The following is a 15726-nucleotide window of genomic DNA, read 5'->3' as shown; positions in this document are numbered from 1 at the left end:
GGGGGGTGACCGGGGTTCTAGCGTGCCGCCACGCGTGGCCGAGCCCAGGCCGATCTCCAGGCAGCTCGGCCGGTGGAGGAGAGCCAGGAGGCCGCGGTGCCCGTCGTCCCGATGAAGGAGATGCTCGACCGAGCGCTGGCCGACCGCTACGGCGTCGCCGCGTTCAACATCCTCAACGACCTGACGATCGAGGGCGTGCTCGCCGCCGCGGCCGAGGAGCGGGCGCCGGTCATCCTGCAGACCTCGGTGAAGACCGTCCGCCAGTACGGCCGCGACCAGCTCTTCGGGATCTTCTCCGCGCTGGCGCGCGACGTCGCCGTCCCGGTCACCCTGCACCTCGACCACTGCCCCGAGCGCTCGGTGATCAGCGACTGCCTCGCCGGCGGCTGGAACTCGGTGCTGTTCGACGCGCACGAGCTCGACGTCGCGGAGAACCTGCGCCAGACCCAGGAGGTCGTCGCCGAGGCGCGACGGCGCGGCGCCCACGTCGAGGGCGAGATCGAGGGCATCCAGGGCGTCGAGGACGGCATCGGGTCCGACGAGGCCTCGGCGCGGCAGAGCCTCGAGGTCGCGGTCGACTTCATCAAGCGCACCGAGGTCGACTGCTTCGCCCCCGCCATCGGCAACGCGCACGGGCAGTACAAGGCCACACCGACGCTGGACCACCAGCGGGTGTCGGACCTGGTCGAGGCCACCGGGGTGCCGATGGCGCTGCACGGCGGGACCGGCCTGTCCGACGAGCAGTTCACCGACCTGATCAGCCGCGGCTGCGCGAAGGTCAACATCTCCACCGCGCTCAAAGAGGCGTTCATGAAGTCGGCGCTGGAGTTCCTCAAGGGCGCCGAGGAGAAGGGCACGTGGGACCCGCCGTCGCTCTTCCGCCACCAGCGGGCCGCCGTGGTGGAGATGGCCCGCTCCCACATCCGGCTGTTCGGCAGCTCCGGGCGGGCCTGGTGACCGCGCTCGTCCTCGACTGCGACGGGGTCCTCGCCGACACCGAGCGGGACGGGCACCTGCCGGCCTTCAACGCGACCTTCGAGCACTTCGGGCTGCCGGTGCGGTGGAGCGAGGACGACTACGCCGAGAAGCTGCGGATCGGCGGCGGCAAGGAGCGGATGGCCAGCCTCTTCGCGGACCCGGAGTTCGTCCGCGCGGCCGGCGTCCCGGACGACGAGGGCGCGCGGTCCGAGCTCCTGGCCGGCTGGCACCGGTACAAGACGGCGCGGTTCAAGCAGCTGGTGGCCGAGGGGCGGATCCCCGCCCGCCCCGGGATCGCGCGGGTGATCGCGGGGGCGCTGGACGCCGGCTGGACGGTGGCGGTGGCCTCCACCTCGGCCGAGGACTCCGTGCGCGCGGTGCTCACCCACGCCGTCGGGACCGACGCCGCGGCGCGCGTGCCGGTCTTCGCCGGGGACGTGGTGCCGGCCAAGAAGCCCGACCCCGGGATCTACCTGCTCACCGTGGAGCGGCTCGGGCTGGACCCGGCCGACACGCTGGTCGTCGAGGACTCCCGCAACGGCCTGCTCGCCGCCACCCGCGCCGGGCTGCGCTGCCTGGTCACCGTCAACGGCTACACCCGCGAGGAGGACTTCGACGAGGCCGTGCTGGTGGTGTCCGAGCTCGGGGACCCCGGCCGGCCACCGATCGAGGTGCTCGCCAACCGGGGCGCCGCGCACCCGGGCCCCCTGGTCACCCTCGACGACCTCAGGGCGTGCCTCGTCCCGCAACCGGTGCCGACCGGCTCCGGCCCGCCCCGCGGAGAGGTGCAGGAACCAGCAGAGGGAGGGCCCGCGTGACCAGCACGCAGCAACAGGTGGACCTCGTCGTCCGCACGATCGCCGAGACCGCCGTCGAGAACGAGCGGTACTTCGGCGACCTGGACTCCGTCGTCGGCGACGGCGACTTCGGCTACTCCCTGGCCCGCGGCTTCGAGAAGCTGCTGGAGGGCTGGGACGACCTCGACCGCAGCACCCCGGGCACCTTCCTGAAGAAGGCCGGGATGGTCGTCACCTCGCGGATCGGCGGCACGTCCGGCCCGATCTGGGGAACGGCGTTCATGCGCGCCGGCATGGCCGCCGGCGACGCGACCGACCTGGACGGCGACCAGGTGGTGGCCATGTTCCGGGCGGCCGTCGAGGGGATCAAGGCCCGCGGGCAGTCCGACCTCGGAGACAAGACCCTGCTGGACGCCCTGATCCCGTTCACCGACCGCCTGGAGCAGGAGCTGCGCTCCGGGGCCGACGGCGCCGCGGCGCTCGCCGCCGCCGCCGAGACGGCACGGCAGGCGGCCGAGGCCACCCTCGGGATGGTCGCCAAGCGCGGACGCGCGTCCTACACGGGCGAACGCAGCAGGGACTCGGTCGACGCCGGAGCGATGGCGGTGGCCGTGATCACCGATCGGGTCAGCAAGGCCTGGCAGACACAGGGAGCGTCGTCATGAAGAAGTTCGTCAACGACCCCAAGAACTTCGTGCCCGAGATGCTCGAGGGCATCGCGCGCGCCAACCCGGACACCCTCAAGTACGTGCCGCAGTACAACCTCATCATGCGGGCCGACGCCCCGCGGCAGGACAAGGTCTCGATCGTCCAGGGGTCCGGGTCGGGCCACGAGCCGGCGCACGTCATGGTCGTCGGTCGCGGCATGCTCGACGCCGCCTGTCCGGGCGACGTCTTCGCCGCCCCGCCCATGGACTACGTCTACGAGACCACCAAGCTGCTCGCCTCACCGAAAGGCGTGCTGCTGCTGGTGAACAACTACACCGGCGACCGGATGGCCTTCGACATGGGCCGCGAGCTGGCCGAGTCCGAGGGGATCAAGGTCGAGATCCTCACGATCAACGACGACGTGGCGGTCAAGGACTCCACCTACACCGTGGGCCGGCGCGGCGTGGCCGGAAACTTTTTCGTGATGAAGGCGGTCGGCGCGGCGTCCGAGGAGGGTGCTGAGCTCGACGAGCTGGTACGGATCGGCCGCAAGGTCAACGACGTCACCCGCACCATGGGCCTGGCGCTCACCGCCTGCACGCCCCCGGCGAAGGGCTCCCCGCTGTTCGACCTGGGCCCCGACGAGATGGAGGTCGGGGTGGGCATCCACGGCGAACCCGGCCGGGAGCGGCGGGGCCTGGCCAGCGCCGACGAGATCGCCGACGAGCTGCTGGAGGCCGTCGTCAGCGACCTGCCCTACCAGTCCGGTGACCGGGTCGCCCTGATGGTCAACGGCCTGGGCGGCACGCCGATCAGCGAGCTGTACATCCTGTTCCGGCGGGCGCACCAGCAGCTGGAGGAGCGGGGCATCACGGTGGGACGCAGCTACGTCAACGAGTACTGCACCTCGCTGGACATGGCCGGCGCCTCGCTGACCCTCACCCGGCTCGACGACGAGATCGAGCGGCTGCTGGCAGCTCCCGCCGAGGTCGCGATCCGCGTCTTCTGACGACCACGGTCAACGAGGGCCCGGTGCGTCCGGCGAGCTGCCGTGCTCCGGGACGCCACCGGGCTGGCGGCGGCGCAGGTCCTCAGGGAGCAGCTCGAGCAACTCCTCAGGGAGCAGGGGCAGGTCCAGCAGGGAGAGCTTGACCCGGCTGCGGTCGGCGGCCACCCAGTCGTCGAGCCGGACGAGCAGCCCGGCGTCCCGGCGGGTCGACACGAGCAGCTCGTCGCCGGGTCCGAGCCGGCCGTGGAGCAGGCCGTCGACCTCCACGGCCGGCCGCCCGGCGCCCGCGGGCAGGGACAGGTGCAGCGGCTCGTCCGGACCGAGGACCAGCGGTCGGTCGATGCCGTTGAGCGGCGCGGACGGCGTGACCAGCACCCCCTCTACGCCCGGGGACATCACCGGGCCGCCGGCGGCGTAGCTGTAGGCGGTGGAGCCCATCGGCGTGGCCACGATGAGCGCGTCGCTGCGGTAGTGCCCGTACCGGCGTCCCGAGACCGACAGGGTCGCGTCGACCATGCCCTCCCCCGGCACGCGGGCCAGGACGACGTCGTTGAACGCGACCGTCTCCCAGCCCGGTCCCCGCACCGCCAGGCAGCTGCGCGACTCGATCGTCGAACGGCCCTCGGCCATCGCGGTCAGCGCCGCATCCAGCTCCCGGCCCTCCACCTCGGTGAGGAAGCCCAGCCGGCCGAAGTTGACGCCGAGCACCGGCACCGGCCGCCGCACCACCAGCCGCATCGCGCCGAGCAGGGTGCCGTCCCCGCCCAGGGCCATCAGCCCGTCGCAGCTGCCGGCCAGCTCCTCGACCCCCACCGGCCGCACCCCCTGCAGCCCCAGCCGGGCGACGTCCCCGGCCGCCGCGACCAGCTCGACGTCGTGCCGGCCGGCCCACCCGGCCACCTGCGCCGCCGCGGTGGAGCAGTCGCGCTGCGGGTGCAGGACCAGGCCGATCCGGCTGCCGTCGCGCACGGTCAGCCCCGCCACGTCTCGAGCAGACGCAGCCACACCTCACTGATCGTCGGGTACGAGGGGACGGCGTGCCAGAGCCGGGCGATGGGCACCTCGCCGACGACCGCGACGGTCGCCGAGTGCAGCAGCTCGGCGACCCCCGCGCCGACGAAGGTCACCCCGAGCAGCACCTCCCGCTCGGTGTCGACCACGGCCACCGCCGTCCCGGTGTAGCCGTCGGCGAAGACGCTGGCGCCGGCGACGTCGCCGATCGGGTACTCGACGACCCGGTGCGGCAGCCCCGCCACCGCGGCCTCGGCGCTGGTCATCCCGACCGCGGCGACCTGCGGATCGGTGAAGACGACGCTGGGCGTGGCCCGGGAGTCGGCGGTGGCCACGAACGGGGACCAGTCGGTGAGGTCGACCCGCTCGCCGCGGGCGCGGGTGACGATCGCGTTGCCGGCCTGCCGGGCCTGGTACTTGCCCATGTGAGTGAGCTGCCGCCGGCCGTTGACGTCGCCCACGCCGTACAGCCAGGGCAGGCCGCGGACCTGCAGCGAGTCGTCGACGTCCAGGTACGACCCAGGCCGGAGGCCGACGGTCTCCACCCCGATCTCCTCGGTGTTGGCCGCCCGCCCGACAGCGACCAGCACCTGGTCCCCGCGCAGCTCACCGGCGGAGGTGGTCAGCACGACCTCCGCGCCGTTCCGCCGCACGGCGTGGACCCGCGTGCCCAGCCGGACGTCGACGCCGAGCCGGCGCAGCGACTCGCCGACCGCCGCCCCGGCCTGCGGCTCGGCCCCGGTCAGCAGCCGGACACCGCGCTGCACCAGGGTCACCGTCGCACCCAGCTGCCGCCAGGCGGTGGCCATCTCGCAGCCGACGTAGCCGCCACCGATCACCAGCAGCCGGCCCGGGACCTCACGGGCGCTGGTGGCCTCGCGCGGCGTCCACGGCTGCACCTCGGCCAGGCCGTCGACCGGCGGCATCGCGGCCCGCGAGCCGGTGCAGACGGCGACCGCGTGCCGGGCGGTGAGCACCACCTCGCCGTCCGGCGTGGGGACGACGACCCGCCGCTCCCCCGCCAGCCGGCCCCGGCCGCGCACCAGGGTGATGCCCGCGCCCTGGACCCACCGCGCCTGCCCGGCGTCGTCCCAGTGGTGGGTGGCCACGTCCCGGCGGGCGAAGGTGCCGGCGACGTCCTGCTCGCCGGTGACCGCCGCGGCCGCGCCGCGCACCGACCGGGCCTCGGCCAGCGTCTCGCTGCCCCGCAGCAGCGTCTTGCTCGGCATGCACGCCCAGTACGAGCACTCCCCGCCGACCAGGTCGCTCTCGACGAGGACGGTGCTGAGTCCGCCCCGGACGGCGATGTCGGCGACGTTCTCCCCGGTCGACCCGGCGCCCAGGACGACGACGTCGAAGGTCTGCTCCGCGGTGGTCACCGGGGCATTGTGGTCGACTGGCCCCCGTGCCCGTCGAGCCCGAGGAGTTCGCCGCCGCCCTGCGCCAGTACGCCGCCGGGGTGGTGCTGCTGACCGTCCGGGACGACATCGACGACGTCGGGACGACGGTCACCTCGCTGATGAGCGTCTCCGCCGATCCACCACTGGTCGCGATCGGGTTGGCCGCCGACGGCTACCCGGCGGAGGTGCTGCAGGCCGTGGGCGCCGGCGCGGTGACCGTGCTCGCCGCCGAGCACGCGATCCTGGCCAGCCGCTTCGCCTCCGCGGGCCGGCCCAGCGCCCGGCACCTGCTGGAGTCGGTGCCGTGGCACCGCGCCCCGATCAGCGACGCGATCGTGCTCGACGACGGGCTGGCCGCGCTGGACTGCCGGGTCGCCTCGGTGGTCGAGGCGGGGGACCACGTGGTCGTCCTGCTCGCGGTGGAGGGGGTGCCGGTGCTGGGGGACGGCGACCCGCTGCTGCGGCTGCGGGGGCGCTGGACCGACGGGTCAGGGGGACCGCTCCGGCGCCGCACTTGAGGTGACGCGCCCGGGGCCGCGTCACATCCGGGGCGTCGGCGGTGCTGTACGTGTGTGGACCCCATCCGGCGCGGCCGAGGCACCCCCGCCCTGACGTCGGCAGCAGTGCTGCCCGCGCCGCGGGGTGCTGTACTGCGGCGGACCGGACGGGAGGGCGCCAGCGTGTCGAGTCCGCCCGCCCGTGGGGACGTGCGCGCCGACCTCGAGCCGGTCTTCCGCGCCGACTACGCCCGTGTCGTCGCCGCGGCCGCCCGCGTGCTCGGCTCGCCCGACGACGCCGAGGACGTGGCGCAGGAGGTGTTCCTGGCCTTCAGCCGCTCCGTGGTCCCGGCCGCGGAGGCGCCGCGGTGGCTGCACGTGGCCGCGGTGCACACGGCGCTGAACGTGCTGCGCTCCGGCCGCCGGCGGGCCTCCCGCGAGCACGCCGCGCGCGAGGACGACGTCGCCCCGGACGTGGCCGACGCCGTCGTCGTGCTCGACGAGCGCGGCCGGGTGCGCGCCGCGCTGGCGAAGCTGCCCCACAAGCAGGCCGCCGCCCTGGTCCTCCGGCACAGCGGGCTGAGCTACGCCGACGTCGCCGCAGCCCTCGACCTCTCCCCCGGCAGCGTCGGCACGACCGTCCGACGCGCCGAGTCCGCCCTGCGCAAGGAGTTGAACGCACATGCGTCATCCGACTGACGGCACCCTGCGCCGGCTGCTCGACGAGCCGGCCGGCGTCCCCGACAGCGATCGCGAGCACGTCGCCGGCTGTCCGGTCTGCCTCACCGGGCTGGCCACCGCCCGCGAGGACGCCACGGCCGCGGCCGCGGCGCTGCACACCCCGGCTGCCCCGGACGTCGACCTCGCCTGGCGTCGGTTCGCGGTCACCGTCGACGCCGCCGCCACCCACCGCGCCCCGGCGGCCGCGCCCGTCCGGCGGTGGCGGACGGCCCTGCGCAGCCCGACCGTCGCCGTGCTCGGCGTCGTCCTCGTCCTCACCGGCGCGGGTGCCGCAGCGGCCGCGGACTGGCTGCAGATCTTCCGCGCCGAGCAGGTCACGCCGGTAGCGGTCAGCGACGCGGACCTCGTCCGGCTGCCGGACCTCTCGGCGTACGGCGACCTCGAGGTCGTCCAGCAGCCCGACGTGCAGCCCGTCGCCGACGTGGCCGCCGCCGAGGAGGCGACCGGGCTCAGCATTCCGGAGGTCGCCTCGCTGCCGGCCGGCGTGACCGGTGTCCCGGCGATCAGCGCCGGCGGCCCGGTGACCGCCGTGTTCACCTTCTCCGCCGAGCGGGCCGTGGCGGCGGGCGGCACCGCGCCGCCGGCCGAGCTGGACGGCAGCCGGTTCCAGCTCGCCGCCGGACCGGGTGCGGTCCAGATGTGGTCGTCGTCGAGCGGGCTGCCCGCCCTCGTCGTCGCCCGCGCCGTCGCGCCGTCGGTGTCCTCCGACGGGGTCCCGTTCAGCACGGTCCGCGACTACCTGCTGTCCCAGCCCGGGCTGCCCGCGGAGCTCGCCGCTCAGCTGCGCGAGCTGACCGGCGACGGGACGACCCTCCCGCTGCCCGTGCCCGCGGAGCTGGTGACGAGTGCGACCACCGACGTCGACGGTTCACCGGCCACGCTGCTCACCTCCCGCGACAGCACCATGGCCGGCGTGGTGTGGGTCGAGGACGGCGTGCTGACCGGGGTCGCCGGCACCCTCACCACCGACGAGGTGCTGTCCGTGGCGCGCGAGCTGCGGTAGTGGCGGCCGCCGGTCCCGATGTCCGGGGGGCGGAGCAGCTCCTCGCCGGGCTGCCTCCGTCGCCGGCGGTGTGGTGCTCCGGTCTGCGCAAGCGCTACGGCCGGCGCACCGCCGTCGACGGGGTCTCCTTCACCGTGGCTCGCGGCGAGGTGGTCGGACTGCTCGGCCCCAACGGCGCGGGCAAGACCACGGTCATCAAGATGCTCCTCGGGCTCGCCCGGCCCGACGCCGGTGAGGTCCTGCTGCTCGGCCGGCCGGCCCTCGACCCCCGCGGCCGCGCGCGGGTCGGGTACCTGCCCGAGCTCTTCCGCTACCAGCCGTGGCTCACCGCGGCGGAGGTGCTGGCGTTGCACGTGCGGCTCGCCGGCGTCCGGGTGCCGCCCGCGGAACGGCAGGAGGTCCTCGCCCTGGTCGGTCTCGGCGACCGGGCCGGTGACCGGGTGGGCGGCTTCTCCAAGGGCATGCAACAGCGCCTGGGACTCGCGGTCGCCCTCGTCGCGGGGCCGGATCTCGTCGTGCTGGACGAGCCGACCAGCGCCCTGGACCCGGTCGGCCGGGTCGACGTCCGCGACCTCGTGCTGTCACTGAGGTCACGGGGCGTGGCGGTGCTGCTCAACTCCCACCTGATCGGCGAGGTCGAGCGGGTCTGCGACCGGGTGGTGGTCCTCGACGGAGGCCGGGTGGCGGCCTCGGGCACGCTGGCCGAGCTCCTCGGGCAGCGTGAGGTGCGGCTGCGACTGGCCTCCGCGGACCGCCGCGCGGAGGACCGGATGAGGGCGGCCGGCTCGCTGACCCGCAGCGGCGACTGGTTCACCGTCGCGCTGCCGGCCGACGACGACGGCGAGACCGTGCCCGAGCTCGTGCGCGACCTGGTCGGCCTCGGAGTTCGCGTGCACGCCGTCGAGCCGGTGCGGATCAGCCTCGAGGAGCGCCTGCTCGGCATCCTGCGGCACGAGGAGCCCGGTTCCGTGGGGGCCGGGACGTGACCGAGCTCGCGAGGTCACGAATGGACACAGCACGGCTCGTCGCGTGGCCGACGAGCGCCAGCGAGGAGGACTCGTGACGGCGCTCACCATCGCCGGGCTCACCCTGCGCGAGGCCGCCCGGCGGCGGGTGATCTGGGCGCTCCTGGTGCTGACCGTGGTGCTCCTCGTGCTCAGCGCCTGGGGCTTCTCCCGGCTCGTCGGCCTGGACTCCGAGCTGGGCACGATGACCAGCGGCGAGGCGCGGCTCGTGGCCTCCCTGCTGCTCAACCTGATCATGTTCGGGATGAGCCTCATCGCGGCGATCGGCACGGCGTTCCTCGCCGGGCCCACGCTGGCCGGCGAGGTGGAGTCGGGGCAGGCGCTGGCGCTCCTCGCGCGGCCGGTCCGCCGCTCGTCGGTCCTGCTCGGGAAGTGGCTCGGCCTGGTCACCTTCGGCTGCGGGTACGTGGTCCTGGCCGGCCTCGCCCAGATCCTCGTGGTCCGGGGGACCGTCGGCTACTGGCCACCGGCACCCGCCGCCGGGCTCGCGCTGCTCGCGGCCGAGACGGTGGTCCTGCTGACCTTGGCCCTGCTGCTGTCCAGCGTCGTGTCGGCGATGGCGTCGGGCATCGTCGCGGTCGGGCTTTTCGGCGCGACGTGGGTCGCGGGCGTGGTCGGCGGGATCGGCGGCGCCCTGGGCAACGAGGGCGTGGAGCGGGTGGGCACCGTGTCGCGGGTGCTGCTGCCCACCGACGGCCTGTGGCGGGGGGCCATGAACGCCTTCCAGGACCCGATCGCCCTGCCCCAGATGGGTCCCGGCGAGGGCGGGTTCCCGTTCCTGAGCGACGCTCCGCTGACCCCGGCCTACCTGGCCTGGGCCGCGGTGTGGGTGGCCATGATCTGGGGGCTGACGGCCCTGTCCTTCCAGCGCCGCGACATCTGACGAAGGACCCCCTTGCCCCCCACCGCTCGCAAGCTCGCGGCGGGACCCGGCACGGGGGCCAGCGGCAGGGGGTCCTTCGGCTAGCGTCGCCGTCGATGACCGAGTCGCCGCTGTCCCCCTCCGCCACCGCCGTCCGCCGGGCCGTGGTCCGCGCCGAGCGCGGTCAGCCCCTGGACGCCACCGAGGCGGAGGTGCTGCTGCACGCCCGCGGCCTGGGCGACGGCGAACCGCTGGACCGGCTGCTCGGAGCCGCGGGGCTTGTGCGCGACGCCGGGCTGGCGTCGGCCGGGCGGCCGCGCGTGGTGACCTACAGCCGCAAGGTGTTCATCCCGCTCACCCGCCTGTGCCGGGACCGCTGCCACTACTGCACGTTCGTCACCACCCCGGGGCAGCTGCGCGCCGAGGGCCGAGCGCCGTTCCTCTCCCCCGACGAGGTGCTCGCCATCGCCCGGGAGGGTGCGGCGCTGGGCTGCAAGGAGGCGCTTTTCACCCTCGGCGACCGCCCCGAGGACCGTTGGCCGGTGGCCGCCGAGTGGCTGGAGGCGCACGGCTTCGACTCGACGCTGGCCTACCTGCGGGCGATGGCGATCCGGGTGCTGGAGGAGACCGGGCTGCTGCCCCACCTGAACCCGGGCGTGCTGTCGTGGGAGGAGCTGCAGCGGCTCAAGCCGGTGTCGGCGTCCATGGGCATGATGCTGGAGACGACGGCGACCCGGCTGTGGTCGGAGCCGGGCGGTCCGCACTTCGGCAGCCCGGACAAGGAGCCCGCCGTCCGGCTGCGGGTGCTCGAGGACGCCGGTCGCTCCGCCGTCCCGTTCACCACCGGGGTGCTGCTGGGCATCGGCGAGACCTACGCCGAGCGGGTCGACGCCGTCCTCCGGATCCGGGCGTCGGCGCGGCGGCACCAGCACGTGCAAGAGGTCATCGTGCAGAACTTCCGGGCCAAGCCGCGCACCGCGATGGCCGGGCACGACGACCTGGACCTGCAGGAGTACGTCGCCGCCGTCGCCGTCACCCGGCTGCTGCTCGGCCCCAAGGCCCGGGTGCAGGCACCGCCGAACCTGTCGGACTCCACCGAGCTCGGGCTGCTGCTGCGCGCCGGCGTCGACGACTGGGGCGGGGTCAGCCCGCTTACCCCCGACCACGTCAACCCTGAGCGTCCCTGGCCGAACACCGACAAGCTGGCGGCGCTCTCCGCCGAGGCGGGCTTCACCCTGCGCGAGCGGCTGGCCGCCCAGCCCGGCTACGTGCAGCAGCCCGAGCCGTGGCTGGACCCGCGGGTGCGTCCGCACGTCGCGGCGCTGTCCGGTCCCGACGGGCTCGCCGTCGAGGGGCGCATCCCGGCCGGGCTGCCGTGGCAGGAGCCGGACGAGGCGTGGACCTCCTCGGGCCGGGTCGACCTGCACGTGGAGGTCGACACAGTCGGGCGGACCGGCGACCGGCGCAGCGACTTCGACGCGGTGTACGGCGACTGGGCCGACCTGCGCGAGCAGACCGTCGCCGCCCGGGACGGCCGGTCCACCGCGCTGACCGTCGGCGACCCGGAGGTGCGCGCCGCCCTGCGGCACGCCGAGGCCGACCCGGCCGGGCTGACCGACGCCGAGTACCTGGCTCTGCTGGGTGCCGACGGACCGGACCTGGCGGCGCTCGCGTCGCTGGCCGACGCCGTCCGCCGGGACGTCAACGGCGACGACGTCACCTACGTGGTGAACCGGAACATCAACTTCACCAACGTCTGCTACACCGGCTGCCGGTTCTGCGCGTTCGCCCAGCGGCGCACCGACGCCGACGCCTACACGCTGTCGATGCAGCAGGTCGGCGACCGGGTCGACGAGGCGTGGGCCGGCGGGGCCACCGAGATCTGCATGCAGGGCGGCATCCACCCCGACCTGCCCGGCACCGCCTACCTGGACCTCGCGCGCACGGTGAAGGACCGGCAGCCGGACATCCACCTGCACGCCTTCTCACCGATGGAGGTGGTCAACGGCGCGGCTCGCACCGGGCTGTCGTTCCGTGACTTCCTGGTCGCCGCGAAGGAGGCCGGCGTGGACTCCCTCCCGGGCACCGCCGCGGAGATCCTCGACGACGACGTCCGCTGGGTGCTCACCAAGGGCAAGCTGCCCACGGCCACCTGGCTGGAGATCGTCACGACCGCCCACCGGGTCGGGCTGCCGACGACGTCGACGATGATGTACGGCCACGTCGACACCCCCGCCCACTGGGTGGCACACCTGCGCACGCTGGCCGGGGTCCAGGACGAGACCGGCGGGTTCCGGGAGTTCGTGCTGCTGCCCTTCGTGCACCACAACGCGCCGATCTACCTCGCGGGCGTGGCCCGACCCGGGCCGACGAACCGGGAGAACCGGGCCGTCCACGCGGTCGCGCGGCTGCTGCTGCACGGGCGGATCCCCAACATCCAGACCTCGTGGGTGAAGCTCGGCGACGCCGGCACCCAGGCGATGCTGAACGGCGGCGCCAACGACCTCGGCGGCACGTTGATGGAGGAGACGATCAGCCGGATGGCCGGCTCGGGGAACGGGTCGCTGAAGACGGTCGCTGAACTGGAGGCGATGGCCGCCGCGATCGGCCGGCCCGCGCGGCAGCGCACCACCGACTACGGCACCCCGACGGCCGAGCGGCTCGCCACCGCCCGCTCGGAGGCGGGCCGCCGAGCGCTCAAGCTGGTCTGAAAGGAGGCGGCCGGTGGGGGAAGCTCCCCCACCGGCCGCGGGCGGTCAGCGGCTGCCGCCGCCGATCATCGGGTCGTCGTCAGGCCGCTGGGTCCCGGTCTCGACGCCCTCCGTGGACGGCGTGGTCGAGTAGCCCGCCGTCCCCGACTCGTCCACGAGCACGTCGGTGCGGACGGTGTCCGGCGGCGGCTGCTCCACGACGGTGACCTCCTCGGCGATGGTGACCGGCTGGGACTCGCGCACGTCCCGCTCCTCGGTCTCCCCGCTCTTCGACGCGGCCACCGCGGCACCCGCCGCCGCGACGCCGGCCACCGCCGCCGCCGCACCGGCGATCTTGGCCGTCGGGGACATCCCCGCCTTGCCGCTGTCCCCTCGCGAGGCCGCGGCGGCCTCGACGCCCGGGGTCCCGACGCCGGCGCCCGCGTTCACCGTGCCCCGCCAGGCGCCGCTCTCGTAGCCCTCGCTCTCGATGAGCTCCTTGAACCGCTTCAGGTCGGCCTTGGCCTGGCGTCCCACGATGCCGAGCTTGTCCCCGGCCTGCTCGACCAGGCCCTCGGGCTCGTACTCCAGGGTCAGGTACACGGTCGTGGACGTCGGCCCGGTGGAGACGAAGCGGACGGCGCCGGCGTTCGTGGCCCCCTCGGTGGCCGCCCAGGCGATCTTCTGGTCCGGTACCTGCTCGAGGATGGTGGCCTCCCACTCGCGCCGCACGCCGGCGATCTCGGCCGTCCAGTGCAGGCGCTGGTCGTCGTGCTGGTGGACCTCCTTCACCCCGCCCATGAAGTGGGGGAAGTCCTCGAACTGCGTCCACTGGTTGTAGGCGGTGCTCACCGGGACGTCGACCTGGATCGACTCCTCGACCTTGGTGCTCATGGCCATCTCCTTCGTCGCAGGGCACCCGCACGGGCTACGGGACCCCGGGCGTACCCGTCTCGGCAGCACTGTTACGCATCGACCGTGGACCCGGTCACCGTGGTGGTCGGGGGACGGCATACTGCCCGCGTGCAGCCTCCGCGCCGGTCGTCCGCCCCTCTGGACCCGACCGGCCGGCGGTCGGCAGGGCAGCTCGCCGACGAGGCGTGGCAGCGGCTGTCCCCAGGGCTGGCCGCCGACGCGGTCGCCGCGCTCGGCGCGGACGAGGCCGAGGCCTTCCTGACCCGGGTGCAGATCGCGCTGGCCGACGCGCACGGGCCCCTCGTCGCCCTCTACGGCGCCCGCGCCGATCCCGACGAGCTGCTCGCCCGGGCGCTGCGCACCGTCCTGGCCGCCGCGGCGGAGCGACCGGCGGAGCTCCGGCGCCTCGACCGCCGCCGCGAGATCGACCCCGGCTGGTTCCAGCACGAGCGGATGCAGGGCTACGTCTGCTACGTCGACCACTTCAGCGGCACGCTCGCCGAGCTCCCCGGCCGGCTGGACCACCTCTCCGAGCTGGGCACCACCTACCTACACCTGATGCCGCTGCTGCGGCCGCGGGAGGGCGAGAACGACGGCGGTTACGCCGTCGCCGACTACCGCCAGGTCGATCCGCGGCTGGGCACGATGGCGGACCTGGAGACGGTGGCGGCGGCGCTGCGCGAGCGGGGCATCAGCCTGTGCATCGACCTGGTGCTCAACCACACCGCCGCCGAGCACCCCTGGGCGCGCGGCTGGCTGGCCGGGGATCCCGCCTACGCCGGCTTCTACACCGCGTTCCCCGACCGGACGATGCCCGACGCGTACGAGGCGACCATCCCCGAGGTCTTCCCCGACCGGTCGCCCGGGTCGTTCACCTGGGTGCCGGAGGCCCGCGGCGGCGCCGGCGGCTGGGTGTGGACGACGTTCTGGAGCTACCAGTGGGACCTCGACTACGCCAACCCCGAGGTCACCCTGGCCATGCTCGGCGAGATCACCTGGCTGGCCAACCGCGGCGTCGAGGTGTTCCGGATGGACGCCATCCCGTTCATGTGGAAGCGGCTGGGCACCAGCTGCCAGAACCAGCCCGAGGTGCACGACCTGGTGCAGCTGCTGCACGCGCTCACCCGGATGGCCGCCCCGGCCGTCGTCTTCAAGGCCGAGGCGATCGTCGCCCCGGACGACCTGGTGCCCTACCTCGGCGGCCACGAGCGGGAGCGGCCCGAGTGCGAGCTGGCCTACCACAACCAGCTCATGGTGCTGCTGTGGAGCAGCCTGGCCACCCAGGACGCCCGGCTGGCCCGCACCGCACTGCGCCGGATGCGGCCGATCCCCTCCCGCGCCAGCTGGGTGACCTACGTGCGGGGGCACGACGACATCGGGTGGGCGGTCACCGACGAGGACGCCGCCGCGATCGGCGTGGGCGGGCACTCGCACCGCCGGTTCCTCAACGACTTCTTCGCCGGCCACTACCCGGCGTCCTCGTCCCGGGGCGCGCTGTTCCAGGAGAACGCGCTGACCGGCGACGCCCGCATCTCCGGGTCGGCGGCGTCGCTGTGCGGGATCGAGGCGGCGCTCGAACGCGGCGACGACGACGCCGTGGAGGCCGGAATCCGGCGGCTGGTGCTGCTCTACTCCGTCGCCTTCGCCTACGGCGGCGTGCCCCTGCTGTACATGGGCGACGAGATCGCCCTGCTCAACGACGACCGCTACCTCGAGGACCCGTCCCGGGCGCCGGACAACCGCTGGATGCACCGCCCGCTGATGGACTGGCCGGCGGCCGGACGGCGGCACGACCCCACCACCCTGGAGGGCCGGGTGTACGCCCGGATGTGCCGGTTCGGGCAGGTGCGGCGGTCGCTGCCGGCCCTGCGCGGCGGCTCCGAGCCGTCGGTCCTGCACGCCGGCAGCGACCGGGTCCTCGTCTGGCGGCGCCGGCACCCCCGCAGCGGGGCCTTCGTCGGGCTGGCCAACTTCTCCCCCGACCCGGAGGTGGTGGACGCCGACACGGTCACCGGCTTCGGCAGCTACGAGCTGGTGCTGGCCAGCGACGGCCCGCTGCGGGTGGAGCACGGCGGGCTGGTCGTGCCGGGGCTCGGGTTCGCCTGGTACGCCGAGCCCTGAGCGGCACCCCAGACGGCCAGATTGTCCGG

14 protein-coding genes are annotated in these 15726 nt (G+C 74.5%); 11 read left to right on the top strand and 3 right to left on the bottom strand.

What is annotated here, in order from left to right; genetic code table 11:
* The first annotated feature begins 72 nt into the window (after window positions 1–72).
* From HK417_RS17505 to dhaK, 4 genes are read left to right on the top strand one after another with little or no spacing between them, the layout of a single operon-like run.
* A complete protein-coding gene (locus HK417_RS17505; protein ID WP_222268786.1) occupies window positions 73–957 on the top strand; it encodes a class II fructose-bisphosphate aldolase in 885 nt (294 codons plus the stop codon).
* Window positions 954–1796: an HAD-IA family hydrolase gene (locus HK417_RS17500; protein ID WP_222268783.1), complete on the top strand. Its 843-nt coding sequence runs from the start codon at window positions 954–956 to the stop codon at window positions 1794–1796. Before HK417_RS17505 ends, HK417_RS17500 begins: the two co-directional genes overlap by 4 nt.
* Entirely contained in the window at window positions 1793–2440 is a 648-nt protein-coding gene (gene dhaL, locus HK417_RS17495) for a dihydroxyacetone kinase subunit DhaL (RefSeq protein ID WP_222268780.1), read from the top strand. Before HK417_RS17500 ends, dhaL begins: the two co-directional genes overlap by 4 nt.
* Window positions 2437–3432 (top strand): dihydroxyacetone kinase subunit DhaK, encoded by a 996-nt coding sequence (gene dhaK, locus HK417_RS17490; RefSeq protein ID WP_222268777.1) that lies wholly within the window; start codon window positions 2437–2439, stop codon window positions 3430–3432. Before dhaL ends, dhaK begins: the two co-directional genes overlap by 4 nt.
* Window positions 3433–3441: 9 nt before the next feature.
* On the opposite strand, the gene HK417_RS17485 is transcribed toward dhaK, so the two are convergent.
* Both HK417_RS17485 and HK417_RS26550 read right to left on the bottom strand, forming a co-directional pair.
* Window positions 3442–4416, bottom strand: coding sequence for an NAD(+)/NADH kinase (locus tag HK417_RS17485; protein WP_222268774.1), 975 nt, complete (start codon window positions 4414–4416; stop codon window positions 3442–3444).
* On the bottom strand, window positions 4404–5822 hold the full coding sequence (locus tag HK417_RS26550) for a dihydrolipoyl dehydrogenase family protein (RefSeq protein WP_222268771.1): 1419 nt from the start codon (window positions 5820–5822) through the stop codon (window positions 4404–4406). Before HK417_RS26550 ends, HK417_RS17485 begins: the two co-directional genes overlap by 13 nt.
* A gap of 26 nt (window positions 5823–5848) precedes the next feature.
* Between HK417_RS26550 and HK417_RS17475 the strand changes: the two genes are divergently transcribed.
* The 6 genes from HK417_RS17475 to HK417_RS17450 all read left to right on the top strand — a co-directional run bounded on the left by HK417_RS17475 (window position 5849) and on the right by HK417_RS17450 (window position 12682).
* The gene (locus tag HK417_RS17475; RefSeq protein ID WP_222268768.1) at window positions 5849–6361 is read left to right on the top strand and encodes a flavin reductase family protein; all 513 of its coding nucleotides are present in this window, start codon (window positions 5849–5851) and stop codon (window positions 6359–6361) included.
* 162 nt (window positions 6362–6523) lie between these two features.
* The gene (locus tag HK417_RS17470) at window positions 6524–7039 is read left to right on the top strand and encodes a sigma-70 family RNA polymerase sigma factor (protein WP_222268765.1); all 516 of its coding nucleotides are present in this window, start codon (window positions 6524–6526) and stop codon (window positions 7037–7039) included.
* Window positions 7023–8084, top strand: coding sequence for a hypothetical protein (locus HK417_RS17465; protein WP_222268763.1), 1062 nt, complete (start codon window positions 7023–7025; stop codon window positions 8082–8084). The genes HK417_RS17470 and HK417_RS17465 overlap by 17 nt, the downstream gene beginning before the upstream one ends.
* Window positions 8084–9070, top strand: coding sequence for an ABC transporter ATP-binding protein (locus HK417_RS17460; RefSeq protein WP_222268761.1), 987 nt, complete (start codon window positions 8084–8086; stop codon window positions 9068–9070). The genes HK417_RS17465 and HK417_RS17460 overlap by 1 nt, the downstream gene beginning before the upstream one ends.
* 73 nt (window positions 9071–9143) lie before the next feature.
* On the top strand, window positions 9144–9992 hold the full coding sequence (locus tag HK417_RS17455) for an ABC transporter permease subunit (protein ID WP_222268759.1): 849 nt from the start codon (window positions 9144–9146) through the stop codon (window positions 9990–9992).
* Window positions 9993–10087: 95 nt separating this feature from the next.
* Window positions 10088–12682: a bifunctional FO biosynthesis protein CofGH gene (locus HK417_RS17450; RefSeq protein WP_222268757.1), complete on the top strand. Its 2595-nt coding sequence runs from the start codon at window positions 10088–10090 to the stop codon at window positions 12680–12682.
* Window positions 12683–12727: 45 nt separating this feature from the next.
* Here the strand turns inward: HK417_RS17450 and HK417_RS17445 are convergent, their stop codons facing one another.
* Entirely contained in the window at window positions 12728–13555 is an 828-nt protein-coding gene (locus tag HK417_RS17445) for an SRPBCC family protein (RefSeq protein ID WP_222268755.1), read from the bottom strand.
* 129 nt (window positions 13556–13684) lie between these two features.
* Between HK417_RS17445 and HK417_RS17440 the strand changes: the two genes are divergently transcribed.
* Window positions 13685–15697 (top strand): alpha-amylase family protein, encoded by a 2013-nt coding sequence (locus tag HK417_RS17440; RefSeq protein WP_222268753.1) that lies wholly within the window; start codon window positions 13685–13687, stop codon window positions 15695–15697.
* Window positions 15698–15726: the final 29 nt, after the last annotated feature.

Source organism: Modestobacter marinus (genome assembly GCF_019799945.1).
Lineage (GTDB): Bacteria > Actinomycetota > Actinomycetes > Mycobacteriales > Geodermatophilaceae > Modestobacter > Modestobacter marinus_B.
Note: the sequence above shows the minus strand (reverse complement) of the source record. Positions and strands in the feature narration are given on the sequence as shown.